Here is a 24,654-nt window from a genome sequence, read left to right as displayed (position 1 = left end):
CCCATTTATCTGGCGCGGTTTTCCGCGCCAGATAGCTTCCTGCCTATCTTTTCCCTTACCTGCTATTACGCAATATTCCGTCGAAAAATCGCGTAGGCTGCCGAGCCGGTGGTTAGCGTGATGATAAACAGCGGCCACAGGCTTCCCCAGATAATGCTGAAATCCGCGTCCTTGAGGTAAATCTGCTTGGTGATGTCGGTGAAGTGACGAATCGGGTTAACCCAGGTGAAGTGCTGCAACCAGATCGGCATGTTCTCAACCGGCGACACATAGCCGGAAAGCAGAATCGCGGGCATCAGGAAAACGAACACGCCGATAAATGCCTGCTGCTGCGTTGAGCATAGCGAAGAAATCAGCAGACCGAAGCCCACCAGCGACAGGCCATAGATGAGCATCGTGGTGTAAAACAGCAGCAGCGATCCGGCGAAAGGGATATGGTAAATCAGGATGCCCGCCAGCAGCACGATCGTGGCCTGAAACGTGGCGACAATCAGCGCGGGCACGGCTTTGCCAATAAAGATCTGGCTGGTGGACAGCGGCGAAACCAGCAGTTGTTCCAGCGTACCCTGTTCCCGTTCGCGTGCCACGGAAAGCGCCGTAACAATCAGCACGCCGATAGTGGCGATCATGGCAATCAGCGACGGTACGACAAACCATTTGTAATCCAGATTCGGGTTATACCAGTGGCGCACTACCAGCTCGCTGTTGTTTGGATTGTTCTGATTCGCGCCGCTTTGAACCGGCCTGGCCGCCAGCAACTCCAACTGATAATCCCGCACGATGTGTTGTACATCGTTAGCGGCGATCTGTGCGCTATTTGAGCGTCTGCCGTCGAGAATAAGCTGGAGCGACGTGCTGTTCCCGCTGGCGATATCGCGTGAGAACTGCGGCGGGAAGCGCAGAATGAGAAGCGCGTGCTGATTATCTAACGTCCGTGCAATATCCTGCGAATTATGCAGCATCAGCACGTGAGAAAAGGATTTCGCTTTGGCAAAGCGCTGCGTCAGTTCTATCGCATGGGGGCCGTTGTCTTCGCTGTAAATCGCAATGGTCGCGTTGGTCACGTCGAGCGTCGCGGCGAAAGGAAACAGAGAAACCTGAAGAATAACGGGCAGCACCAGAATGGAGCGCGTTTGCGGATCGCGCAGCAGCGATTGCAGCTCCTTAATAATCAACGTCCACAGACGATGCAGCATAGTCGCTCCCTAATCCAGTCTGCGCCGGGTTTGCCAGGCCGTCAGGCCAATAAAGACCAGCGCGGAGAGAATGAGAAACAGCAGGTTGGTTATCAGCACCGTACCGATATTCCCCGCGAGAAACAGCGTTTGCAGCGTGCTGACAAAATAGCGCGCCGGGATGATGTACGACACGCCGCGGACAAATTCCGGCATGCTGTCGATTTCAAAAATAAAGCCGGACAGCATGATGGCAGGCAGAAATGCTGCATTCAGCGCCACCATCGCGGCGTTGAACTGGTTGCGGGTGAGGGTGGAGATCAGCAGCCCCATGCCCAGCGTGCTGGCAAGAAACAGGCTGCTGATGACAAACAGCAAAATCAGCGAGCCGCGATAGGGCACCTGCATGATGAATGTGGAGACCAGAATACACAGCGTCATGGCGATCATCCCAAGAAAGTAATAAGGGATGAGTTTGGACAGCAGCAGCTCGGTGCGGGTGACCTGCGTAGAGAGCAGCGCCTCCATCGTCCCGCGCTCCCACTCACGAGCAATCACCAGCGAGGTGAGGATCGCGCCAATCACCGTCATGATGATGGTTATCGCGCCGGGAATGATGAAATGCTGACTGATAGCAGCTGGATTAAACCAGTAGCGCGATTGCACCTCGATAAGCTGCTCGAACGTCTCGCCGCGATCTTTCGCCCGCTGCTGTTGCCAAAGTAGCCAGATACCTTCTGCGTATCCCTGCACAAAATTCGCCGTGTTGGGTTCGCTGCCGTCGGTGATGACCTGGATCGGTGCACGATCGCCCGGCCGCGCCAGCCGTTCGGCAAAGTCGGTGGGGATGACGATCAAGCCGCGGATGCTGCCGGCCTGCATCTGTTGGATCAGGTACTGACGATTATTGCTGATGGTCGGTTCGATAAACGGCGACGCCGCGAAGGTATTCGCCAGATCGCGCGCGTCTTCACTCTGCTGCTCCATCAGGATACCAACGTGCAGTCGGCTTGAATCCAGATTGATGCCGTAACCGAAGATAAACAGCAACAGCAGCGGAATGACGAACGCAATCAGCCCGCTACTGGGGTCGCGCAAGATTTGGCGGGTTTCTTTCAGGCACAGGGCCCGCAGGCGACGCGTGGAGAAATGCGTGCTGCCGTGCTGGCTCGTTTTATCCTGCTCTGGCCTATTCTGTTCAACCATGTTCCGCCTCTCCGTCGTACGCCTGAATCAGCGCAATAAACGCCTCCTCCATCGTCGGGGATGGCGTCTGTGCACTGGCCGCCTGATGCTTCAGTTCGTCCGGTGTGCCGCTGGCGATCAGCTTGCCGCGATACACCAGCCCGATGCGGTCGCAATACTCGGCTTCGTCCATGAAGTGCGTGGTGACCATTACGGTGACACCGCGGTTGACCATACCGTTGATATGTATCCAGAACTCGCGCCGGGTGAGCGGATCGACGCCGGAGGTCGGTTCGTCGAGAAACAGAATGTCGGGTTCGTGCATCAGTGCACAGGCTAGCGCCAGCCGTTGTTTGAACCCCAAGGGCAGGGCGTCCGGCGTTTGGCGATAAATGGGTTGGAAATTGAAGGCGTCGGTCATTCCGGCCATTTTATCGCGCTGCGCCTTGCCCTTGAGTCCATAGACGCCGGAGAAAAATCGCAGGTTCTGTTCGACGGTCAGGTTGCCGTAGAGCGAGAACTTTTGCGCCATGTAACCCAAATGCTGGCGAGCTTTGCCGGAGCTGGTTTTCAGATCCATGTCGAGCACCAGCGCTTTGCCGTCAGTCGGTACCAGCAGGCCGCACATCATCTTGAACGTGGTTGATTTTCCCGCGCCGTTCGGGCCGAGCAGGCCGAAGATTTCTCCTCGCTTCACCTGAAAGCTGACGTGATCGGTTGCCGCGAAATCACCAAATTTTTTCGTCAGCGCCTGGGCTTCAATCACTGTTTCGCCACCGCTCACGTCAATCTGCGGCATGATGCTTGCCAGCGACGAATCACTGGCCGGGCCACCACCCAGCAGGTTGATAAAGGCATCTTCAAAGCGCGGATCGGTGTCGTGCAGACAATCCGCTTCCAGATGTAAGGCAGAGAGCAACGATGCCCGATCCGTATCGGGTTTTAGCATCAACCGAACGTATTGCCCCTGAATCACCCCATCGCTGACCTGTGGCAGACGCAACGCTTCCTGTAATACGTCCCGATGTCGGCGATCGCCCGTATCAATCAGGATGCAGCGTCCGGCCATACGTGCGGTCAAATCGCGCGGCGCGCCGCGATACAGCAGTTCGCCTTCGTTCAGCAGCAACACATCCCGACACTGTTCCGCCTCATCAAGATAAGACGTGCTCCACAGGATCAACATGCCGTCGTCGGCCAATTCGTGCACCATGTGCCACAGTTCACGGCGAGAGATCGGGTCGACGCCCACGCCCGGTTCATCCAGCAGGAGCACCTTAGGTTGCCCCAGCAATGTACAGGCCAACCCCAGCTTCTGTTTCATGCCACCGGACAGTTTACCCGCCAGCCTGTCGGTAAAGCGGGTCAGATCGGTAAATGACAGCAGGCGCTCGAACGTTTCTCTGCGCACTTCGCCAGTGATACCACGCAGGTCGGCATACAGCGTCAGGTTTTCCATCACCGTCAGATCTTCATACAGGCCGAATTTTTGCGGCATGTAGCCCAAAATGGCATGCAGTTGACGATCCTCCTGGATGGGATCCAGATTCGCCACGCGAAGTGTTCCGTGACTGGGAGTTAATAATCCGGCCAGCATACGCAGCAGGGTGGTTTTACCCGCGCCGTCGGGGCCAACCAGCCCGGTAACCGCACCACTGTGTATCTCGGCGGTGAGGCTGGCGAGCGCGGGTTTCTCCTGACCAGGGAAGCGTTTTTCCAGCCCGTCCAACGCGATCTGCGCGGGAGAGTTAATCATGGCGAACGGGCTCGTGAGCGCGACTGGCATCCTCCGTGCGAGCATCGTCAAAACGCAGCGTGACCGGCATCCCTTGCCGTAATCCGTCATCGGGATCGTTAACGACAATGCGCAGGCGATAAACTAAATCGGTGCGGAGATCTTCCGTTTCGACGCTTTTCGGTGTGAATTCGGCGCCAGGTGAGACAAAACCGACTTTGCCACGATAGGGCTGATTGGGGCGACCGTCGGTGTAAATCAGCATCTGGCTACCGGGCACGACGCGGCCAAGATCTTTCTCGCTCACGTAGGCGCGGACCCAAACCGGGCGAGTGAGTGAAAGGGTGAAAACGGTACTGCCCGATGCCAGCATACTGCCTTTTTCGGCGGCGCGAGTGAGGATCACACCGGGAGACGGTGCCAGCAGTTCGGCATCCTGTTTATTCAGTTCTGCCTGCGCCAGTCCGGCTTCGGCCTGTGCTACCGCCGCCTGCGCGGCGGCAATTTCCTGCGGTCGGTTACCGCTTTCGAACTGGCTCAGTTTGTCTTTTGCTGCCTGTAGTGTTGCAAGCGCCTGATTACGTGATGTTCTGGCGTCGTCCAGCATATTGGCGGAAATCGCACGTTTGTCCCACAGCCCTTGCTGACGCTGGTAGAAGCTGTTGGCGTAATCATAGGCCGCCTGACTCTGGACAACCTGAGATCGCACCTGAGCGATCTCTTCCTGTCGGTAACCTTCCTGCGACAGCTGAAGCTGTGCCTGCGCGCTGGCGAGGTTCGCCTGTGCCTGATGTTGTGCGTTCAGATAAGGTGCGGCGTCGAGTGTTGCCAGCGGCTGGCCTGCCTGCACGGCATCGCCCTCATCAACGTTCAGTTCGGCCACTCTGCCGCCGACGCGGAAGGCCAAATTAACAGTGCGGATATCGACATTGCCGTAGAGCGTTAGCGGTTTTTCCTGCTGTTGCTGGTGGTGATAAAAACCATAACCCGCACCGAGCAGGACAAGAACCAGGGCAGCGAACGCCAGTTTTCTCTTGTTCATCACGCATAGTTCCTTGTTTATCAAGAATAGCTCCTTGTTTATCAGCGGTCGGCTTGTCAGCGGTAGCGATCCCACAGGCTGTTCAGAGGACGCCTCGTCGCTTATTTCTGGAAGCTATTAATCATATGACGGGTTACAGGGGTTTATGGCGATATAGAGTGATCGAGTTCACAAAAATACATTGCATTCGGTCGGTTTTTTCACCTATTACTGCCCGTATCTGGCGTAACACCTTTATTTTGTTAAAAAAATAGAAAGAATTCGAAAGAATTGTAATTTATTTCATTGAATGATAATAATTGTTATTAGCAATTACATATGTATTGGTACTGACATAGTGATCTGACAGCAACGATCGCGGCGTACAGAATGAAATACTCTGCGTTCTATGCCTGAACCGATCATACCCGCCAAGATGTTTCGCGTGAGACGAAGCATTTTGGCATTTTTTTGTCTGTGCCGAGGTGGTGGTTTCCAGATAAGCACCTCGTCACAGGCGGTGACTTTTATTGACGGTTGGATACATAACCAAAGGGGAAGGACAGTGAACCAGATGCGCACTTTACTCGCATTGATGCCATGCGTGCTGATTGCTCCGGCGTATGCACAGGATGACACGACCAAAAAGGATGAGACGAGCGGTGATGAGATGGTGATTACCGCCTCACGCTCGAATATCCAGCAGCAGAAAGCGCCGCAGGTGGTCACGGTGATTACCAAAGAGCAAATCGAGCAGCAGATGCAGGTCACCTCTGACTCGTCGCAAATTCTAAGCAATCTGCTGCCTTCGTTCTCCCCTAGCCGTCAAAAAATGACCGGCAGTGGTGAAACCTTCCGCGGTCGTGCGCCGTTAGTGATGATCGACGGTATCCCACAATCTAACCCGCTGCGTCCGACCGGGCGTGAGATGCACACTATCGATTTTTCGATGGTTGAACGCGTAGAAGTGATTCACGGTGCCAGTGCCACTAACGGACTGGGCGCGTTGGGTGGGGTGATTAATATCATTACTCGCCGCCCGGAAAACGGCTCCTTTAATCAGCACGTCAACGTACAAACCACGCTCCCGACGGAGAAAATTCGCGGGGAAACCGCCAGCTATAAAACCACCTATCGGGTCGACGGGCGCGAGGATTACCTCGATTACCTGTTCTCAATTGGCTATGAGAATCAGGGGCTGTATCTGGACGGCAACAATCGTCCTGTTGGCGTGGATAACACGCAGGGCGATACCATGGACTCCCGTTCTTACGACCTGTTAGCGAAAGTCGGGTACTGGCTGGATGACTATCAGCGCATTCAACTGAGCGTAAACCGCTACCATATCAAAGGTGAAAATAACTACCTCAGTGTGGATGGCGTGCGCAGACTCGGCATTCCGACAACGTCGGTACGTGGCACGCCGCCGGGTGAGGCTCCGAATAACAGTATTTGGACCTCCGGGTTAACCTACGAACATCACGATCTGGCAGGAATGAAACTGTCCGCACTGCTTTTTAACCAGCGTTATGAGGCATTATTTGGTGCGACGAATTCATCCTCTTTCCAGGATCCGGCGATTGCTCCAGACAAAACGCTTTACGATCAATCTCGCTCAGTAGCCAATAAGTATGGTACTAAGCTGGCGCTGACCAAGGACGATTTACTGGACGACACGCTGAAAGTCACGGTCGGTTTCGATACCCTGTACGATAAGGGGAAACAGGATCTCTATCTGACCAAGCGTACCTATGTGCCGGAGATGGAGTACATCAACTATTCACCGTTTATTCAGGGTGAATATCAATTATTGGATAATCTGGTGCTGCATGGTGGCGTACGCCACGAAGCCGCGAAGCTAAAAGTAGACAGTTTTCAGGCTGTGGCAGCGAATAAGGGCGTCACTGTTGAGGGCGGATCGTTGAAGTTTAACGAAACGCTTTATAACGCTGGTGCGGTGTATTCCATTACAGACTCAGTCGATTTGTTTGCCAGTTATTCCCAAGGTTTCGGGATGCCGGAAGTCGGACGTGTGCTGCGTGCTATAGACAATCCAGGTGTTAGCCTGAGCGACTTTACTGACCTGCAACCGATTGTCACCAATAACGTGGAAACGGGATTCCGGGTTAAAAAAGATCGCTTTGATTTTGAGGCAAACTATTTCCAGTCCAACACTAAAATGGGCGACCGTGTAGAGGCGCGAGGCGATAACTTTGTCTCCGTGCGTGAAAAAACGCGTATTCAAGGCTTCGAAGTCAAAGCAGGTTATCAGATCAACGAACGGCACAAAGTGAATGCTTCCTATGCACACAGTGAAGGGAAGTATGACAGCAATAAAGATGGCAAAGTGGATAAGAAGCTCAACGGCCTGAATATCGCGCCGGATCGCCTGATCACCAGTTGGTCGGCGAACTGGAATGACCAATGGAGCTCGTTCGTGCAAGCGAATTATGCCTTCAGTCGCAGCTTTGACGAGGCAGGATTAGCATTCGATGGCTATCTGTTGATGGATGCTGCCGTGGGGTACAAGCTGCCATATGGTCGCCTCAACGTTGCGGTAGCGAACCTGCTGGATAAACAGTACATCACCTACTATTCGCAGGCGGGGCTTGTTAACGATACGCGCTATTTCTCCGGGCGCGGCCGCACGGTAACGCTGGGTTATTCGATTGATTTCTAAGCTTAACCGATTTAATTCCGTCCTCAATTCAGCAACACGGCAGCGTTTTACGCTGGCCGTGTTGTTGTCTTTTCTGCTGGTGACGTTAGTGCAGGCGTCGGAAGCTCCGCGTCAGATTCATCATGCGCTGGACGTGACGACCGTGGACGGGACACCGCTGCGTATCGTGACGCTGTTTCAGGGCGCGACGGATTCCGCCGTGGCGCTGGGAATCAAGCCGGTTGGCGTGGTGGAATCGTGGACGGAGAAGCCGATTTATCGCTACCTTCGCCCCGCCTTGCAGGGCGTGACGCTGGTCGGGCTGGAAACGCAACCGAGCCTGGAAACCATCGCGCTACTCAAGCCCGATCTCATCGTGGCGTCTACGTTTCGGCATGAGAAAATCTACGGTCTGCTGTCGCAGATTGCACCGACGATTGCGCTAGACAGGGTGTCTGAATTTAAGGACACGCTCCAGATGATGGGCGTGGCGCTGAACAGGGAAGAAAAAGCGAACGAGATTTTATCCCACTGGAACCAGCGCGTGGATGCGCTGCGTGACCGCCTGAAAGCCCGGTTCGGCGAGCGCTGGCCGCTCAGCGTCTCTATTCTCGAATTCCGTGAAGATCATATGCGTACCTATCTGCCTGCCAGCTTTGCCGGATCGGTACTGTCGGAAATCGGCTTTGTCTGGTCGCGGCCGGAAAGCTATACGTCAGGCGTGATGCAAAAGCTCACCAGCAAAGAGAGTATTCCGGTGGTGGATGCCGATCTGTTCTTTGTTTTGCTGCGTTCGGACAAGCCCGCGGTGGCGCAGAACTATCGCGACTGGCAGGCTCACCCGCTCTGGCAGCGGCTGCATGCGCCTCAGCAGCAACAGGTTTATCCGGTGGATAACGTGGCCTGGAGCCTGTCTGGCGGTATTTTGGGTGCGAATCAGATGTTGGACGATATCGAAAGGCAGTTTGCTGGCAAGTCCGAATCTGCTGGTAAAAAGCGCGATATCGCAGAGGAGATTTCTACACGATGAGACAGTGCATCGTGACGGCAGCGGGTGTCGTATTGCTGCTGCTGAGTATCGTCGCCAGCCTGATGCTGGGGCAAACCACCATTTCGTTGGGGGCCGTGTTCAATTCACTGTTCCATTACGATCCGCAGCAGATCGATCACATACTGGTGCTAACGACACGCCTGTCGCGGACGGTGATTGCTATCGTCGTCGGTGCCAGCCTTGCGGTTGCCGGGGCCTTAATGCAGGCGCTCACGCGTAACCCGCTGGCCTCACCGGGGATATTCGGTATTAACGCCGGTGCCATGTTTGCCATCGTGCTGCTGTCTTCGGTGTTTACCTTTTCCTCGCAGATCGCGCTGGCGTGGACGGCCTATCTGGGTGCGGCTGTGGCTGGCGTCATGGTGTATGTGCTGGGAACGTTGGGTAATGCCCGTTCCAGCCACTTACGCATTGTGCTGGCCGGTGCCGCCATTAGCGCGCTGTTTATTTCGTTTACGCAGGCGCTGCTAGTAATCAATCAAGATGGGCTGGATAGCATGCTGTTCTGGCTGGCCGGTTCGGTGTCTGGCCGCAGCCTGTCGATGCTGTTACCGCTCTTGCCGTACTTTGCTATCGCACTATTCCTTGCGCTGCTGCTGGCACGTCACCTGAATATTCTGGTGGCGGGCGACGAGATCGCCAAAGGGCTGGGGCAGCGAACCGCGTTGGTGCGTGCGCTATCCGGGCTGTGCGTGATCGGGCTGGCGGGCGGTGCGGTGGCGATAGCCGGAAATATCGGTTTTGTCGGGCTGATCGTACCGCATATTGTGCGTCGCGTGCTGTCTGCCGATCACCGCTGGCTGTTGCCCGGCTGTGCGATTTTCGGTGCCACGCTGCTGCTGCTGGCTGATGTCGCCTCGCGTCTGCTGATCGTGCCGCAGGAAGTTCCCGTCGGGGCAATGACCGCGCTGCTGGGCGCGCCTTTCTTCATTTATCTGGCGAGAAGGGGGATGCGGCATGGGTAAGGTGTATACCGTGCGCGTGGGAATGGTCTCGCGCCAGATTGATCGCCGCACGTCTGCGGTGGCGCTGTCGCTCCTGCTGGTGTTGCTAGCCGTCGTGTTTCTCTCGCTGTCATTAGGGCAGGTGGTGCTGTCTCCCGCGCAGGTGATGTCGGCGCTGCTGGGAAAGGCAGACAGCGGTGTGCATTTTATCGTCAACGACCTGCGCTTACCGCGCGCGCTGCTGGCGCTGTTGGTGGGCGGCGCGCTGGCGATATCCGGCTTGATTCTGCAAAGCATTGTGCGCAATCCGTTGGCCTCACCGGATATTCTGGGGATTACCAGTGGCGCATCGGCGGCGGCGGTATTCTTCCTCTCGTTCCTGGCGACGGCGATAAGCCAGCGTTGGTTGCCGCTGGCGGCAATGGGCGGGGCGTGGGTGACGGCGGTCGCCATTTATCTGCTGGCCTGGAAGCAGGGCGCATCGCCGCTGCGTCTGGTGCTGGTTGGCGTTGGGCTGTCCGCCATTATGGGCGCGGCGGTCACGATGATGCTGGTGTTTAGTCCGATAGGCACCACGCTGACGGCCTATGTGTGGCTGACGGGCAGTATTTATGGCGCGCAGTGGCAGCATGTGTCTGAGCTGGCGGGTTGGTTGCTGCTCGGTGCACCGTTTTTGGTGGGGCTGGCGCGGCACGTTAACGTGCATGAGCTGGATGACGCGCTGGCTTGCGGCGTTGGGCAATCTGTTGGACGCATCCGGCTTGCACTGCTGACGCTGAGCGTCGCGCTGGCTGGGGCGGCCATTGCCTATGCAGGCGCGATGGCCTTTGTCGGCCTGCTGGCGCCGCATATTGCGAAAAAGCTGGCGAGCCGGTCATTCCCGGGATTGGCGCTGGTGTCGGCGCTGATGGGCGGCTTATTGGTGATGGTGGCCGATTTGATTGGCCGCACGGCGTTCTTACCGTTGGATCTGCCTGCCGGTATTTTTATCTCCGTGCTCGGGACGCCTTTCTTTATCTATTTATTGCTTCGGCAACGTTATTGAGATTGCAAGATTATGCCAGAGAATGTGCAGCCAACACGCATCCCCCCAACTGACCGCGAGGCGATTGCCAGCCAGTCGCTGACGCTGAGTTACGAAAAACAGGTCGTGATTGATGCGCTGGATATCACGCTGCCAGCCGGGAAAATCTCGGTGCTGGTGGGCAGTAACGGCTGCGGCAAGAGCACGTTACTGAAGTCGTTTGCCCGTTTGCTGAAACCCACGAGCGGGACGATTATTGTCAACGGGGCGGATATTCATCGGCAATCCACCGTTGAGGTGGCGAAGTCACTGGCGATTCTTCCGCAAACGCCGACCGCGCCGGAAGGCCTCACGGTCTATCAACTGGTGAAGATGGGGCGCTACCCGCATCAGTCATGGTTGAAACAGTGGTCGGCCACGGATGAAGAAAAAGTGCTTCAGGCGTTGCGCAGCACCGGTGTGCTGGCGTTAAAGGATCGCGCGGTGGATTCGCTGTCCGGCGGGCAGCGCCAGCGCGTCTGGATCGCGATGACGCTGGCGCAGGATACCGACATCGTCCTGCTGGATGAACCGACGACCTATCTCGATCTGGCGCATCAGATGGAGGTGCTGGATTTGCTACGGGAGTTGAACGCGCAGCAGCACAAAACCATCGTGATGGTGCTGCATGATCTGAATCTGGCGTGCCGCTACGCGCATCACATGGTGGCCGTACATAATCGGACGGTATTTGCGCAGGGTAACCCGCGCGACATTCTCACGGAAGCCACGGTAAAGACGGTGTTTAACCTGAACTGTCGCATCATTGACGATCCGTTCTTCGGCACGCCGCTGTGTATTCCGTTTGGGCGTGAAGCGGCGGAGACCGCGACCGATGCCAGCTAACCGCCTGACGGAACCGCAGTGGGCGATGCTCTCCGGCACGCTGCAATTAACGGATGCGGCACAGCGGACAGGGCAGGAGAGTTGCCCGAGTCGTAGGGTGTTGGATCCTGAGTATTGCCGCTGGCTGCTGGAAACGCTGACGCCGCCGCTGCTGTCGCCATCAATCAAGATTACCGCCTCGCTGCTGGCGAAGCGGATTGGCTTCTTAACCACGGCCGCCAGCCTGTACGCCATGTCGGTGTATAACAAAGGGCTGAACATGACGCTGGATAACAGCGTGCTGGAATTCGGACACGCTCGCCTGTGGACATCGACCATGCCGCTTTACGATCTCACCGTCTCCCAGCCGGAATTGGGGCTACGAGACGCATGGCGCGATAGCCTGTTCGACATGCTGTTTGCTCAACACCTGTCACCGATCCTGCATACGCTGTCGACGGTGTCGGGCGCGCCACTGCGCATTCTGTGGGAAAACGTCGCGGTGCGGGTATTTTCATTATACGAACAGCGCATTGAGTGGGACGATCCGGCGGCGGTGTGCTCGCCGGGAATGACGCTGGCACAGCAGGTGCAGCAGGACTTTGACGCTTTGCTGGCTGCGCCCGGCGAACGTTTTGGCTGTGATGATAATCCGCTGAAACCGTTCTTTCGTGCGAAAACGCGGGTTCCCGTCGCGGGGCGTTCGGTGAGCTTTCGTGACGTGCGTTTTCGCCGCACCTGCTGTTTTTATTACAAGGCATCGCAGCCGCAGGAATACTGTCAAAATTGCCCATTACTGCGCCCCGCTAAAAAAACGTAGGGAACGTTTTTCAACGTCGCTTGCGACGGCCCGTAGGGGGGCGGGCAGGAAGCTCGTCATACAAAAACGGGCTGACACAGATAAAAATCCTCTCGTAGTTATGCCCTAAATAATTCGAGTTGCATGAAGGCGGCAACCGCGCGAATCCCCAGGAGCTTACACCAGTAAGTGACTGGGGTGAGTAAGGGCAGCCAACGCACATGCAGCTTGAAGTATGACGGGGATAGAATCTCTGCTACAATCGTCGGCAGTCATGCACCGTAGTTGTGCTCGTTCACCGTGGTTGTTGCGTATGTCGTTGTTACGTGAAGTGTTACGTGAGTTGTTACGTAAATAGTGGCCCAGCAAACCCGTCTTACTGACCCTCTGAAAACTACACCGGCTGCTGTCCGGTCAGAGCGGATCTGGAGTTGTTCTTTTTATGTCATTTGATTCTCTCGGCCTGAGTGCCGATATTCTGCGCGCGATTGACGAGCAGGGTTATCGCGATCCTACTCCTGTTCAGCGTCAGGCGATTCCTGTCGTGCTGGAAGGGCGCGATTTAATGGCCAGCGCACAAACCGGTACGGGCAAAACAGCGGGCTTTACGCTGCCGTTATTACAATTGCTGACCAGCCGTGAAGCGCAGCACAAAGGGAAAGGCCGCCGTCCGGTACGCGCGCTGATCCTGACGCCAACCCGTGAGTTGGCTGCGCAGATTGATGAAAATGTGAAGGCGTATAGCAAGTATCTGAGTCTGCGTTCACTGGTCGTATTTGGTGGGGTGAGCATTAACCCACAGATGATGAAACTGCGCGGTGGCGTAGATATTCTGGTGGCAACGCCGGGGCGTCTGCTCGATCTGGAGCATCAGCGCGCCGTTGACCTGTCACAGGTTGAAATTCTGGTGCTGGATGAAGCGGACCGTATGCTGGACATGGGCTTCATTCACGATATTCGCCGAGTGCTGGCGAAGCTGCCTGCTAAACGTCAAAACCTGCTGTTCTCCGCGACTTTCTCTGATGAGATCAAAGCGCTGGCGAACAAGCTGCTGACTAATCCCGCCTCGGTTGAAGTCGTGCGTCGTAATACGCCGTCTGAACTGGTTACGCAGCACGTGCATTTTGTTGATAAGCGCCGCAAGCGTGAACTGTTGTCGCAGCTGATTGGTGAAAATAACTGGCAGCAGGTGCTGGTGTTTACACGTACCAAGCACGGCGCTAACCATCTGGCTGAACTGCTGGAAAAAGACGGCATTACTGCTGCCGCTATCCACGGCAATAAAAGTCAGGGCGCGCGTACGCGTGCACTGGCAAACTTTAAAGACGGCAGCATTCGCGTGCTGGTGGCGACGGATATCGCTGCGCGTGGTTTGGATATCGACCAACTGCCGCACGTGGTGAACTATGAGCTTCCAAACGTGCCGGAAGATTACGTTCACCGTATCGGTCGTACTGGTCGTGCGGAAGCAACGGGTGAAGCGCTGTCGCTGGTCTGTGTGGATGAGCACAAACTGCTGCGTGACATCGAGCGTCTGTTGAAGCGTGAGATTCCACGTATCGCTATCGAAGGCTACGAGCCGGATCCGTCCATCAAGGCCGAACCGATTGTGAATGGTCGTCAGGGCAACCGTGGCGGCGGTGGTGCGCGTAACGCCTCTCCTCGTGCGCAGTCTGGCGCGCCACGCGGTCAGGGCGAACGCCGTCCGGCCGACGGCAATCGCCAGCCGCGTAAAGCTGGCGGTAATAGCGATAGCCCGTGGGGTGGGAATAAAGGCAATAGCGGTAAGGGCAGTGGCGAAGGCCAACGCCGCGCGCCGCGTCCGCAAAACCGCAGTAAGCCAGCGGACAAGTAAAATCGATAGGGAGCCATTGGCTCCCTTTTTTTATCGCGCTATTTCGCCGTGGCAGGCTGCGCGGTCGGAGGGCGTGGACGGTAGAACATCACCGCGTTGCCCGCCAGAATCAGCAGCAGGCCGATAAGCGCGTTGGGCCGCCACTGGTAGTCTTCAAATAGTGTCGAAATCGACAGCGCCACCAGCGGAAAGAGTAGCGTGGTATACGCAGCCTGACTGGCACCGATGCGACCGATCAGGCTGAAGTAGGCACCGAAGCCGATGACCGAACCAAAGATAGCCAGATAGAACAGGGAACCCAGATAGCTGGCGCTGTACTCCGGTGCGAAGCTATACCCCTGAATCAGGCTGAACAACCCCATCCATAGCGCACCATATCCCATTCCCCAGCCGTTGGTCGTCAGTATATCGCGGCCCTGTCGCTGGTGCTGGGCGCTAATCATATTGCCGAGTGAGAAGCAGTAGGTGCCCAGAATGCTCAATCCCACGCCCCACAGCAGATAGGGCTGCGCGTCGATTTGCATCAGGTCATGCCAGAACAGCGCGACGATGCCGATCAGCCCGAGCGGTGTGGCGATCGCCACGTTGCGTGTTAACGGCTGGCCGAAGAAAATACGACTATTAAAGGCGTTAAACAGTACCGCCATCGAAAAAATGATGGATTCCAATCCGCTCGAAATCCAGGCGATGGCGTGGTAAAAACAGAGAAAGTTGACGCCGAATACGCATAGCCCTTGTACCATACACAACAGGTGAGCGCGTGACGAAAGCGGGCGCAGACGGCGCGTCAGGGCCAGAAACGTCAGCAAGATGGCCGATGCCAGCGCAAAGCGCCAGAAAACGGAGATTTCGGCAGCGACCTCGCCGTGTTGCAGGCTAATCGCGATCCAGGTTGTGCCCCAAATCAGGACGACAGAAAAATAGAGCAAGGTATTCATTGAGTGATTCCGCATGAGTGCATAGCGGCAGTATGGCGCGTGCGTTTGTCGCGGGCTTTCAGCACCTTGCGGTGAATAACAGAATCTTGCGGTTAAGTGAAAAACGGAGGCAGTAATGCATCGTTATAAAGCGTTCGATACCATGCTGCATCATAAAACCGAACTGCGCGACACCGTCGAGCTGACCTCCGGCGTGCGGCTGGCTGCATGGTTTAACCGCCACGATCGCGTCACGATGGAAAACACTGAACACCATACGCTCAGCCTTTATACCGCCGGTGGCTATGAGAGCTATCATAAAACGGCGGACGGCTGGCATAACGGCGGCGGGCCGGATCGTTTCTGCCTGATGCCGAAACAGAGCTCGTCGACCTGGGACATTCGTGGCGACCTCGATTTTGTGCACCTGTATTTTGACGATGCGCACCTGCGGCAACTGGCCGAACAAACCTGGGATCGCAGTCCGGCATCAATCTGCACGGAAGAGCGGATATTTGGTAGCGATCCGTTGATTACCTCGCTGTATCGGCAATTTCTGCTCAGCAATCGCTGGGACGATTCGGCGAACCAGCTTGTGCTGAGTAGCGCCGCGACGCTGTTAATGATTCAGGTGCTGCGTGGCTACACCCAGTTGCAGTGGGAACTGCCGACGGTGCGCGGCGGATTGGCACCCTCGGTACTACAGCGCAGCAAGATGCAAATTGAGGCACATCTCGATCAGCCGCTGACGCTACAGACGCTGGCGGCGGAAGCGGGGCTTAGCGAGTTTCACTTTGCACGCATGTTTCGCCAGAGTGTGGGAATGGCACCGCATCAGTATGTGCTGAAACAGCGGCTGGCCCGTGCGGAAGCGCTCGTGCGCCACGGTACGCAGCCGATCACGGACATCGCGCTGACCTGCGGGTTCAGTTCCGCCAGCCACCTAAGCCACCAATTCAAAAAGGAATATGGTCTGACGCCGTCAGCGCTGAGGCTGGCGCAGAAGTAGAGCGGAAAACGTAGACGGGCAAACAGTCAGTGAGGCGTTATTGAGGCGGACGAGTGTCTGCCTCACGCTTTTCTGGACGCGATTATTTCGCCGCCAGCAGGCATAAATTCAGCGCCACTTCATACGATTTCACAAATGACGGCACGGGTAAAAACTCAAAGCGCGAATGGAAATTGTGCGCACCGGTAAAGAAGTTCGGCGTGAGCAATCCTTTGGCGGACAGCGCCGCGCCGTCCGTGCCGCCACGCATTGGCGTCACTTTGGGTTCAATGCCCAGCGTGTCCAGTGCGGCAAACAGCAGATCGATGGCGCGGCGATCGTCGGTGATGGCGTTGCTGATATTGCTGTAGATATCGGTGAGGGTATAGGTCACGTTGCCAGTCGGGTACTGCGCGGCAATCTTCTCTGCGATTGCGGCAATCTGCTGCTTCCGCTGTTCAAACGCGGCTAAATCAAAATCGCGGATAGACGCTTTGAGCTTCGCTTCATTAGCGTTCGCCGTCAGGTCGTTAAACCAGACATAGCCCTCGCGTCCCTCCGTGTGCTCCGGCGTCTGCTGGCGATCGAACTGGCTGATAAAGTCATGCGCCATGAGCAACGGGTTAACCAGTACACCTTTCGCCGACATCGGGTGCGCGGGCACACCGGTAAAGCGAATTTCTGCGGAAGCCGCATTGAAGTTCTCATACACCACTTCACCCAGCTCGCAGCAGTCGATGGTGTAGGCAAAATCAACATCGAAGCGTTTGAGGTCGAGCGCTTTCGCCCCACGCAGCCCAATTTCTTCGTCCGGCACGAAGGCCACCACGATATCGCCGTGCGGCGTCGCGTCGGTCAGATTTTCCATCAGCGTCATCACCACGGTCACGGCGGCCTTGTTGTCCGCGCCGAGTACGCTGGTGCCGTCGCTAAAAATAATGTCCTGCCCAACATACGGCAGAATTTCCGGGTGTTCCGCCGTGCGTAGCCAGATGTTCTGTTCGGCATTCAGACACAGATCTTCACCGGTAAAACGCAGCGTTTGCGGGTGAATATGCGGCGACAGGCCGACGTCAACCGTATCGATATGCGTAATAAAACCGATGCGCGGTGCGGACGGACAGTTACCCGGTTTTACGGCCGTCACGGTGGCGTGCTCATCAATCACCACATCCTGTAGGCCCAGCGCTCGCAGCTCATCCGCCAGCAATCGCGCCATCTCATGCTGTTCCGGTGTGCTGGGCAGCGTTGTCGAACTGGCATCGCTTTGGCTGGTGACGGCGAGGTAACGGTAAAAACGCGTGCTGAGCTGGTGAGCCAGACTGTCTGTCATAACGAATCCTTTTTATTCAGTAATAGCTATGATTGTTATCCTAACGTAGAAATTATTTCATTTGAGGGTTTTATTTGTCATTTTATCGTCATGATTTTTATAACGGTGTGGTGGAACACAAATAACAAGCGAGGACTGGAATGGAAAAAGCAGGAATAAAATTGACTCTGGCAGCGTTGACGCTGGCGGTTGCCTCCGCGGCCTCGGCAAATACGCTGGTGTACTGCTCTGAAGGATCGCCGGAAAACTTTAACCCACAGCTTTACACCTCCGGCACCAGCGTGGATGCCAGCGCCGTGCCGATTTATAACCGTCTGGTGGATTTCAAAGTGGGCACCACGGAGCTGGTGCCGAGTCTGGCAGAGCGCTGGGACATCAGCGCCGATGGGCGTGTTTATACCTTCCATTTGCGCAAGGGTGTGAAATTCCAGAGCAATAAATACTTCAAACCTTCGCGTGATTTTACCGCCGACGACGTTATTTTCTCCTTCATGCGGCAAAAAGATCCGCAGCACCCTTACCACAGCGTCTCGAAAGGAACTTATGCCAATTTTGAAAGCTTGTCCTTTGGCTCGTTGATTCAGAGCATCGAGAAAGTGGATGACCACACGGTACGCTTTACGCTCTCTCATGCGGAAGCCCCGTTTCTGGCCGATTTAGCCTGGTATTTCGCGTCTATTCTCTCTGCGGAATATGCCGATGCGATGCTTAAAGCCGGGACGCCGGAGCGTGTGGATATGGAGCCGATTGGCACCGGACCGTTTGAATTAGCGCAGTATCAGAAAGATTCCCGCATCTTGTTTAAAGCGTTTCCAGCCTATTGGGAAGGCAAGGCCAAGCTGGATCGGCTGATTTTCACCATCACACCGGATGCCTCCGTGCGGTACGCCAAGCTGGAGAAGAATGAGTGCCAGGTGATGCCTTTCCCTAATCCCGCCGACCTGCCGCGCATGGAAGAAAACAAGGACATCGTGCTGATGCAGAAAGCGGGATTGAACACCGGCTTCCTGTCGTTCAATACCCAGAAGGCACCGACGGACAATGTGAAAGTACGGCAGGCGTTAACGATGGCGATTAATAAGCCGGCGATTATCGAAGCCGTTTTCCAGGGAACCGGAACGGCGGCGAAAAACCTGCTGCCGCCGGGCGTCTGGAGCGCCGACAGTGACCTGAAGGATTATGACTACGATCCCGAGAAGGCGAAGGCGTTACTGAAAGAAGCCGGCTTGGCGGAAGGCACCACTATCGAACTGTGGGCGATGCCGGTACAGCGTCCGTACAATCCGAATGCTCGCCGCATGTCGGAGATGATTCAGGCCGACTGGGCGAAAGTCGGTGTGCAGGCCAAAATTGTCACCTTCGAGTGGGGTGAATACCTGAAAAGGGTGAAAGGCGGTGAGCATCAGGCGGCATTGATGGGTTGGACAACGGCAACGGGCGATCCTGATAACTTCTTCGGACCGCTCTTTACCTGTACAGCCGCCAACGGCGGATCCAACTCGGCGAAATGGTGTTATGCGCCGTTTGATAAAATCATTATCGAAGCGCGCGCTTCACAGGATCACGAACAGCGTATTGCTTTGTACAAGCAGGCGCAGCAGATGATGCACGATCAGGCACCGGCCGTCATGATTGCGCATTCCACCATCTTTGAACCCGTGCGTAAGGAAGTGACCGGGTATGAGGTCGACCCGTTCGGTAAGCATATTTTCTATCAGGTAGACGTGAAGAAGTAAGAGGCAGTGAAAATGGCACGCCGCACGGCGTGCCTGACTTCGGCGTAGCGTTATTCGGTTTCGTCACCGTAATACAGCTTACCGATGCGGATAATATCGCGCCCCTGAGATTTGCGATGCTTATTGGAATCGCGCAGGGAATAAATGCAGCCGCAATACTCCTGTTGATAGAAACGTTCGCGTTTGCTGATTTCGATCATGCGCGACGAGCCGCCGCCTTTGCGCCAGTTGTAATCCCAATAGGTGATGCCGGGATATTTCTGCGCCGCGTTTTGTCCGCATTCAGTAATCTGCTGCATGTTTTTCCAGCGTGAAATCCCCAGCGAACTGGAAATGACGCTAAAGCCGTTTTCTGCGGCGTACAGCGCTGTGCGCTCGAAGCGCATATCAAAACACATGGTGCAGCGAATGCCGCGTTCCGGTTCCCATTCCATACCTTTAGCGCGCTCGAACCAGTTATCCGTGTCGTAATCTGCATCAATGAAAGGCACGTTATGCTGTTCGGCGAAACGGATATTCTCTTCTTTGCGGATCAGGTATTCACGCTGCGGGTGGATGTTGGGGTTATAAAAGAAAATGGTGTAGTCGATGCCAGAAGCGGTGATGGCTTCCATAACTTCACCAGAGCAGGGCGCACAGCAGGAATGCAGCAGCAGTTTGTCTGCGCTGTTGGGCAGTGAAAGCTGCGGGCGTTTAAATTCTGCGGTTTTGACATTCGACATAAAAAATAGCCACTTCGTTGTGGTCCGTAAGGACGGTGTCGGTACAAATTCGTCACGAATTATTGATGATATGTTCACAAGAGGCAACCTCATGGCCTGCCCAGCGTTATCTTTCCCGTTGCGTTCCCCGTACAATACCCCCTAAGATTGCCTGCTTTTTTTGGCCTGAATGGCTGTGATTAACGATCTAATGGTTACCGAGTAGCGTTATGCGTGTTCTGCTTGCCCCGATGGAAGGGGTTCTCGACTCATTAGTGCGAGAACTGCTGACTGAAGTAAATGATTATGACCTGTGCATCACCGAGTTTTTACGCGTGGTGGATCAGTGCCTGCCGGTTAAATCCTTTTATCGCCTTTGCCCTGAACTACAGCATGCCAGCCGTACGCCGTCAGGCACGCTGGTGCGCGTACAGTTACTGGGGCAATATCCCCAGTGGCTGGCGGAAAACGCGGCGCGGGCGGTGGAGCTGGGCTCGTATGGTGTCGATCTTAACTGCGGTTGCCCGTCGAAGCTGGTGAACGGCAGCGGGGGCGGGGCGACGCTGTTGAAAGATCCCGAACTGATTTATCGGGGCGCAAAAGCGATGCGTGAGGCGGTGCCTGCGCATTTGCCAGTCACGGTGAAAATCCGTCTGGGCTGGGATTCCGGTGCTCGCCAGTTTGAAATTGCCGACGCGGTGCAGCAGGCGGGTGCAACTGAACTGGCCGTGCATGGCCGCACGAAGGAAGACGGTTACAAGGCCGAATGCATTAACTGGCAGGCAATCGGGGAAATCCGCCAGCGATTGCGGATTCCGGTGATCGCCAACGGCGAAATCTGGGACTGGCAGAGCGCGCAGGACTGTATGGCGACAACGGGCTGCGATGCGGTGATGATCGGGCGGGGCGCGCTGAATGTGCCGAACCTGAGCCGCGTGATTAAGTATAACGAACCGCGTATGCCGTGGCCGGAGGTCATGCTGCTGCTACAAAAATATGTGCAGTTGGAAAAGCAGGGCGACACGGGACTGTATCACGTCGCGCGCATCAAACAGTGGCTCGGCTATTTGCGTAAAGAGTACGACGACGCCACCGAGTTATTCAGCGAGATCCGCACGTTGAAGACTTCAACAGATATTGCCCGCGTGATTGGTGAGCCATAAGTGCTCACCGCTTCCTTACGCGTTATTTCTCTCTCTTCTTTTTCCCCCTCTCTATTCCTGACAATAGCTGTTCAGATTTAACGCACCTCATCACTCTCCCGCTGGCCTGTACTTTACTTTACGAATCGGTTGGCGGTATAACACTCCATCTATCTGGAAGTTTAGACGTCTATAATGAAAGGTCATCATGGAACAACACGCATCAGGCACGGAAGGGCAGTTTAAACGCACCATGAAAGCTCGCCATTTGGTGATGCTCTCGCTCGGTGGCGTCATCGGCACCGGTCTGTTTTTTAATACGGGCTACATTATTTCCACGACGGGCGCGGCCGGGACGCTATTGGCGTATCTGATCGGCGCGCTGGTGGTGTATCTGGTGATGCTGAGTCTGGGTGAGCTGTCCGTCGCCATGCCGGAAACCGGGGCGTTTCATGTGTATGCGTCCCGCTATCTCAGCCCGGCAACCGGCTATACCGTGGCGTGGCTGTATTGGCTGACGTGGACGGTCGCGCTGGGCTCCAGCCTGACCGCCGCCGGTTTTTGCATGCAGTATTGGTTCCCGCAGGTGCCGGTCTGGACCTGGTGTTTGCTGTTTTGTGTGCTGATCTATCTGCTGAATATCGTGTCGTCCCGCTTCTTTGCCGAAGGGGAATTCTGGTTCTCAATCGTTAAAGTCGTCACGATTCTCGCTTTTATCGTGCTCGGCGCAGGTGCGATGTTTGGCTTTATTCCGATGCAGGACGGTTCACCTGCGCCGTTCTTCCAGAATATTACCGCGTCGGGTTGGTTCCCACACGGCGGCCTGCCGATCCTGATGACAATGGTGGCGGTAAACTTCGCTTTCTCCGGTACGGAGCTGATCGGCATCGCAGCGGGAGAAACCGAGAATCCGCAGAAAGTAGTGCCGATGGCGATTCGTACTACCGTTGCGCGACTGGTGATCTTCTTTCTGGGCACGGTGCTGGTATTGGCGGCGATCATTCCGATGGAAGAGGCCGGTATCGCGAAAAGTCCGTTTGTGCTGGTATTTGAAAAGATTGGTATTCCTTACGCCGCCGACATTTTTAATTTCGTGATTTTGACGGCGATCCTGTCTGCCGCTAACTCGGGGCTGTATGCCTCGGGACGTATGCTGTGGTCGCTGTCCAACGAAGGTACGTTGCCGCGCCGTTTTTCTCGTCTGACGCGTCGTGGTATTCCGCTTTTTGCTATTTCCGTCAGTATGCTGGGCGGGTTGCTAGCACTGTTTTCCAGCGTTGTCGCACCGGATACCGTTTATGTGGCGCTGTCCGCGATTTCTGGCTTTGCCGTAGTGGCGGTGTGGCTGAGCATCTGCGCCTCGCACTATATGTTCCGCCGTCACCATGTTCGCTCGGGAAAACCGCTTTCCGATCTGCAATATCGCGCCCCTTGGTTCCCTATCACGCCGATTCTTGGCTTCCTATTGTGCCTGCTGGCCTGCGTCGGGCTGGCGTTTGACCCAAGCCAGCGGATTGCTCTGTGGTGTGGAATTCCGTTTGTCGCGTTGTGCTATGGTGCTTATTATTTCACGCAGTCAATGAAGAAACGTAAATTAACGGGAGCGGAAGACATTGCGTAAAAATACGGTTACCGAAATGCTGGCGACGGCCTCAACGATTGTGCTGGACGGCGCGTTGGCGACCGAACTGGAAGCGCGCGGTTGTGATTTAACGGATCCGCTGTGGTCGGCGAAAGTGCTGGTTGAAAACCCGGCGCTGATTTATCAGGTGCATCTCGATTATTTCAACGCCGGGGCACAGTGTGCGATTACCGCCAGCTATCAGGCGACGCCGCAAGGGTTTAAGGCGCGTGGGTATAGCGAAGCGGAGTCGCTGGCGCTGATTGCTAAGAGCGTACAGCTGGCGGCGCAGGCGCGGGATGATTACCGTCGCGATAATCCGCAGGCTGGAACGCTGCTGGTGGCGGGATCGGTGGGGCCGTACGGTGCCTATCTGGCGGATGGTTCGGAGTATCGCGGTGATTACCAACTGCCGCAGGTCGAGATGATGGCGTTTCATCGGCCGCGTATAACGGCGCTGCATGAGGCAGGTGCCGATCTGTTGGCCTGCGAGACGCTGCCGTCTTTTGCTGAAATAGAGGCATTGATTGCGTTACTGGCCGAGTTCCCTCAGGCGCAGGCCTGGTTCTCTTTCACGCTGCGTGACAGCGAGCACCTCAGCGACGGCACGCCATTGCGTACGGTGCTGGAGCGGGTCAACGCCTGTTCGCAGGTGGTCGCTGTGGGTATCAACTGCATCGCGCTGGAAAACGTGACGCCAGCGCTGACGCATCTGTCCTCGCTGACGGATTTGCCGTTGGTGGTTTATCCCAATTCCGGCGAGCAGTATGATGCGGTAACGAAAACCTGGAGCAGCGCTCACGATGATGCCTGCTCGTTGACCGCGTATTTGCCCGAGTGGCAGGCAGCTGGCGCACGGCTGATTGGCGGCTGTTGCCGAACCACGCCCGCCGATATCGCCGGTATTGCACGCTGCTGCCAGCATGAGGGGCAGCACTAAATAAGGGGATGCCGTGATGGAAAATGATGTGAATCTGCAACAGGCGTACTCGCTTGCCAGACAACGCGTAGCGCCAGATGTGCCGGTAACGGTGCTGTACATTGGCGAACAGCAGACGACGGTTGTCTGTGGGACGTCATCACAACCGTCGGCAACCCTGCAATTGACCATCGGTTTTGACAAAACGGCGGCGGCGTTTTTCAGGCATCTTCCCCCAACGCCGGACGAAATGGAGCGGGCGATCATGGCGGTAGAGGATGAAGTGACGCGCATTCGCCACGATATTCCTGCGGATTCCGTTCTGTTTTCTTTCGACCCTGCCTTGGTCACTATTGCACAGATTTCGGGAGCAGAAGAAGAGGAAGCAGGTTGGCGATTGCCGCAGGATGACATGGAGCGGACATTTAAACGTCTGGAGCGCGTCATGCTGGGGAGCCCGGCAACCTGGGAGGGAATTCCGCTAGAGAATGCCTTCTCCGCCCGATTGCTGATTTTGCGTGAGTTTATGCACCATCACGGCTTCAATTCTGCACTGATTTTGCTATTACCAGCAGTTGCGGCGTGAAGAACTAGCGGTTTTTCTCTTCTCAGCTACTATTAACGGCGGTCAGCGTCCAGCAAGGGCGCTGACCGCCTTTTTTTGACGGGAAATCGCCGATGGCATTCGTCGACAGGCATTCTCTGACAGGAAATTGCGCTCGGGACATCTGACGTTGTAAGGTAATAACGCGGCCTGACTATCGAGTTAATGCTATCGCGACAATCAATGTGATCGCGATAGTGCTATTGCAGTGCCAGGATGTGACAGGACGTAAGGCGTTAATCAAGGAGGATGAGAGGACGGCCCTTGGGCCATATTATGTTACCTGTATGATCTATTTTGCGGATGACCGAATCTTTATTATCTTGAATTTCCGTATGGCAGCGTAATAGCACGCTGATCGATATGGCGGAGAGTCAATGT

Annotated in this window: 20 protein-coding genes; 13 read left to right on the top strand and 7 right to left on the bottom strand. The window is 55.7% G+C overall.

Going from position 1 to position 24,654, the window contains the following annotated elements:
* Positions 1 to 65: 65 nt before the first annotated feature.
* The 4 genes from ACIPUG_RS04530 to hlyD are packed head-to-tail and all read right to left on the bottom strand — an operon-like array spanning position 66 to position 5,137.
* Positions 66 to 1,196: an ABC transporter permease gene (locus ACIPUG_RS04530; protein ID WP_400337464.1), complete on the bottom strand. Its 1,131-nt coding sequence runs from the start codon at positions 1,194 to 1,196 to the stop codon at positions 66 to 68.
* A 9-nt stretch (positions 1,197 to 1,205) separates the two neighbouring features.
* Complete coding sequence (locus ACIPUG_RS04525; protein ID WP_400337462.1) at positions 1,206 to 2,381, bottom strand: ABC transporter permease; 1,176 nt, start codon at positions 2,379 to 2,381, stop codon at positions 1,206 to 1,208.
* A complete protein-coding gene (locus ACIPUG_RS04520) occupies positions 2,374 to 4,116 on the bottom strand; it encodes an ATP-binding cassette domain-containing protein (protein WP_400337460.1) in 1,743 nt (580 codons plus the stop codon). Before ACIPUG_RS04520 ends, ACIPUG_RS04525 begins: the two co-directional genes overlap by 8 nt.
* Positions 4,109 to 5,137: a secretion protein HlyD gene (gene hlyD, locus ACIPUG_RS04515; RefSeq protein ID WP_400337458.1), complete on the bottom strand. Its 1,029-nt coding sequence runs from the start codon at positions 5,135 to 5,137 to the stop codon at positions 4,109 to 4,111. The genes ACIPUG_RS04520 and hlyD overlap by 8 nt, the downstream gene beginning before the upstream one ends.
* 553 nt (positions 5,138 to 5,690) lie before the next feature.
* Between hlyD and ACIPUG_RS04510 the strand changes: the two genes are divergently transcribed.
* The 7 genes from ACIPUG_RS04510 to rhlE all read left to right on the top strand — a co-directional run bounded on the left by ACIPUG_RS04510 (position 5,691) and on the right by rhlE (position 14,312).
* Positions 5,691 to 7,796 carry a TonB-dependent receptor gene (locus ACIPUG_RS04510; protein WP_039509260.1) on the top strand — a complete coding sequence of 702 codons (2,106 nt, stop codon included), beginning with the start codon at positions 5,691 to 5,693 and terminating at the stop codon, positions 7,794 to 7,796.
* Entirely contained in the window at positions 7,786 to 8,805 is a 1,020-nt protein-coding gene (locus tag ACIPUG_RS04505) for an ABC transporter substrate-binding protein (protein WP_400337455.1), read from the top strand. The genes ACIPUG_RS04510 and ACIPUG_RS04505 overlap by 11 nt, the downstream gene beginning before the upstream one ends.
* On the top strand, positions 8,802 to 9,791 hold the full coding sequence (locus tag ACIPUG_RS04500) for an iron ABC transporter permease (RefSeq protein ID WP_039518996.1): 990 nt from the start codon (positions 8,802 to 8,804) through the stop codon (positions 9,789 to 9,791). The genes ACIPUG_RS04505 and ACIPUG_RS04500 overlap by 4 nt, the downstream gene beginning before the upstream one ends.
* Positions 9,784 to 10,815 carry a FecCD family ABC transporter permease gene (locus tag ACIPUG_RS04495; protein ID WP_400337453.1) on the top strand — a complete coding sequence of 344 codons (1,032 nt, stop codon included), beginning with the start codon at positions 9,784 to 9,786 and terminating at the stop codon, positions 10,813 to 10,815. The genes ACIPUG_RS04500 and ACIPUG_RS04495 overlap by 8 nt, the downstream gene beginning before the upstream one ends.
* 12 nt (positions 10,816 to 10,827) lie before the next feature.
* Positions 10,828 to 11,679, top strand: a complete 852-nt coding sequence (locus ACIPUG_RS04490) for an ABC transporter ATP-binding protein (RefSeq protein ID WP_039516940.1) — start codon at positions 10,828 to 10,830, stop codon at positions 11,677 to 11,679.
* Positions 11,669 to 12,478, top strand: a complete 810-nt coding sequence (locus tag ACIPUG_RS04485; protein ID WP_400337450.1) for an IucA/IucC family C-terminal-domain containing protein — start codon at positions 11,669 to 11,671, stop codon at positions 12,476 to 12,478. Before ACIPUG_RS04490 ends, ACIPUG_RS04485 begins: the two co-directional genes overlap by 11 nt.
* Positions 12,479 to 12,899: 421 nt before the next feature.
* On the top strand, positions 12,900 to 14,312 hold the full coding sequence (gene rhlE, locus ACIPUG_RS04480) for an ATP-dependent RNA helicase RhlE (RefSeq protein WP_039500532.1): 1,413 nt from the start codon (positions 12,900 to 12,902) through the stop codon (positions 14,310 to 14,312).
* 38 nt (positions 14,313 to 14,350) lie between these two features.
* Here rhlE and ACIPUG_RS04475 read toward each other — a convergent pair whose 3' ends face one another.
* The gene (locus tag ACIPUG_RS04475) at positions 14,351 to 15,250 is read right to left on the bottom strand and encodes a DMT family transporter (RefSeq protein ID WP_205537142.1); all 900 of its coding nucleotides are present in this window, start codon (positions 15,248 to 15,250) and stop codon (positions 14,351 to 14,353) included.
* 115 nt (positions 15,251 to 15,365) lie between these two features.
* Here ACIPUG_RS04475 and ACIPUG_RS04470 point away from each other — a divergent pair, with 115 nt between their 5' ends.
* Positions 15,366 to 16,238, top strand: a complete 873-nt coding sequence (locus ACIPUG_RS04470) for a helix-turn-helix domain-containing protein (RefSeq protein ID WP_039554679.1) — start codon at positions 15,366 to 15,368, stop codon at positions 16,236 to 16,238.
* 82 nt (positions 16,239 to 16,320) lie between these two features.
* Here ACIPUG_RS04470 and pepT read toward each other — a convergent pair whose 3' ends face one another.
* A complete protein-coding gene (pepT, locus tag ACIPUG_RS04465) occupies positions 16,321 to 17,550 on the bottom strand; it encodes a peptidase T (protein WP_205545413.1) in 1,230 nt (409 codons plus the stop codon).
* A 140-nt stretch (positions 17,551 to 17,690) separates the two neighbouring features.
* On the opposite strand from pepT, the gene ACIPUG_RS04460 reads away from it, so the two are divergent.
* Positions 17,691 to 19,286, top strand: a complete 1,596-nt coding sequence (locus ACIPUG_RS04460; protein ID WP_400337447.1) for an ABC transporter substrate-binding protein — start codon at positions 17,691 to 17,693, stop codon at positions 19,284 to 19,286.
* A 50-nt stretch (positions 19,287 to 19,336) separates the two neighbouring features.
* Here the strand turns inward: ACIPUG_RS04460 and ACIPUG_RS04455 are convergent, their stop codons facing one another.
* Entirely contained in the window at positions 19,337 to 20,008 is a 672-nt protein-coding gene (locus ACIPUG_RS04455) for an epoxyqueuosine reductase QueH (RefSeq protein ID WP_014914935.1), read from the bottom strand.
* A 209-nt stretch (positions 20,009 to 20,217) separates the two neighbouring features.
* Between ACIPUG_RS04455 and dusC the strand changes: the two genes are divergently transcribed.
* The 4 genes from dusC to ACIPUG_RS04435 all read left to right on the top strand — a co-directional run bounded on the left by dusC (position 20,218) and on the right by ACIPUG_RS04435 (position 24,255).
* Entirely contained in the window at positions 20,218 to 21,150 is a 933-nt protein-coding gene (dusC, locus tag ACIPUG_RS04450; protein WP_110162571.1) for a tRNA dihydrouridine(16) synthase DusC, read from the top strand.
* 187 nt (positions 21,151 to 21,337) lie between these two features.
* Positions 21,338 to 22,750 carry an S-methylmethionine permease gene (gene mmuP, locus ACIPUG_RS04445; RefSeq protein ID WP_039468734.1) on the top strand — a complete coding sequence of 471 codons (1,413 nt, stop codon included), beginning with the start codon at positions 21,338 to 21,340 and terminating at the stop codon, positions 22,748 to 22,750.
* A complete protein-coding gene (gene mmuM, locus ACIPUG_RS04440) occupies positions 22,743 to 23,690 on the top strand; it encodes a homocysteine S-methyltransferase (protein WP_400337445.1) in 948 nt (315 codons plus the stop codon). The genes mmuP and mmuM overlap by 8 nt, the downstream gene beginning before the upstream one ends.
* Before the next feature lie 16 nt (positions 23,691 to 23,706).
* Positions 23,707 to 24,255 carry a hypothetical protein gene (locus ACIPUG_RS04435; RefSeq protein ID WP_180774790.1) on the top strand — a complete coding sequence of 183 codons (549 nt, stop codon included), beginning with the start codon at positions 23,707 to 23,709 and terminating at the stop codon, positions 24,253 to 24,255.
* Positions 24,256 to 24,654: the final 399 nt, after the last annotated feature.

This window comes from Pectobacterium sp. CHL-2024, from assembly GCF_044751765.1.
GTDB classification, from domain to species: domain Bacteria; phylum Pseudomonadota; class Gammaproteobacteria; order Enterobacterales; family Enterobacteriaceae; genus Pectobacterium; species Pectobacterium brasiliense.
The sequence above is the reverse complement of the archived record's forward strand: the minus strand, read 5'-3'. Positions and strand labels throughout refer to the sequence as shown.

Coding starts and splice junctions, on each gene's coding strand:
- ACIPUG_RS04530 (WP_400337464.1), bottom strand. CDS start 1,196: ATGCTGCATCGTCTGTGGACGTTGATTATTAAGGAGCTGCAATCGCTG.
- ACIPUG_RS04525 (WP_400337462.1), bottom strand. CDS start 2,381: ATGGTTGAACAGAATAGGCCAGAGCAGGATAAAACGAGCCAGCACGGC.
- ACIPUG_RS04520 (WP_400337460.1), bottom strand. CDS start 4,116: ATGATTAACTCTCCCGCGCAGATCGCGTTGGACGGGCTGGAAAAACGC.
- hlyD (WP_400337458.1), bottom strand. CDS start 5,137: ATGAACAAGAGAAAACTGGCGTTCGCTGCCCTGGTTCTTGTCCTGCTC.
- ACIPUG_RS04510 (WP_039509260.1), top strand. CDS start 5,691: ATGCGCACTTTACTCGCATTGATGCCATGCGTGCTGATTGCTCCGGCG.
- ACIPUG_RS04500 (WP_039518996.1), top strand. CDS start 8,802: ATGAGACAGTGCATCGTGACGGCAGCGGGTGTCGTATTGCTGCTGCTG.
- ACIPUG_RS04495 (WP_400337453.1), top strand. CDS start 9,784: ATGGGTAAGGTGTATACCGTGCGCGTGGGAATGGTCTCGCGCCAGATT.
- ACIPUG_RS04490 (WP_039516940.1), top strand. CDS start 10,828: ATGCCAGAGAATGTGCAGCCAACACGCATCCCCCCAACTGACCGCGAG.
- ACIPUG_RS04485 (WP_400337450.1), top strand. CDS start 11,669: ATGCCAGCTAACCGCCTGACGGAACCGCAGTGGGCGATGCTCTCCGGC.
- rhlE (WP_039500532.1), top strand. CDS start 12,900: ATGTCATTTGATTCTCTCGGCCTGAGTGCCGATATTCTGCGCGCGATT.
- ACIPUG_RS04475 (WP_205537142.1), bottom strand. CDS start 15,250: ATGAATACCTTGCTCTATTTTTCTGTCGTCCTGATTTGGGGCACAACC.
- ACIPUG_RS04470 (WP_039554679.1), top strand. CDS start 15,366: ATGCATCGTTATAAAGCGTTCGATACCATGCTGCATCATAAAACCGAA.
- pepT (WP_205545413.1), bottom strand. CDS start 17,550: ATGACAGACAGTCTGGCTCACCAGCTCAGCACGCGTTTTTACCGTTAC.
- ACIPUG_RS04460 (WP_400337447.1), top strand. CDS start 17,691: ATGGAAAAAGCAGGAATAAAATTGACTCTGGCAGCGTTGACGCTGGCG.
- ACIPUG_RS04455 (WP_014914935.1), bottom strand. CDS start 20,008: ATGTCGAATGTCAAAACCGCAGAATTTAAACGCCCGCAGCTTTCACTG.
- dusC (WP_110162571.1), top strand. CDS start 20,218: ATGCGTGTTCTGCTTGCCCCGATGGAAGGGGTTCTCGACTCATTAGTG.
- mmuP (WP_039468734.1), top strand. CDS start 21,338: ATGGAACAACACGCATCAGGCACGGAAGGGCAGTTTAAACGCACCATG.
- ACIPUG_RS04435 (WP_180774790.1), top strand. CDS start 23,707: ATGGAAAATGATGTGAATCTGCAACAGGCGTACTCGCTTGCCAGACAA.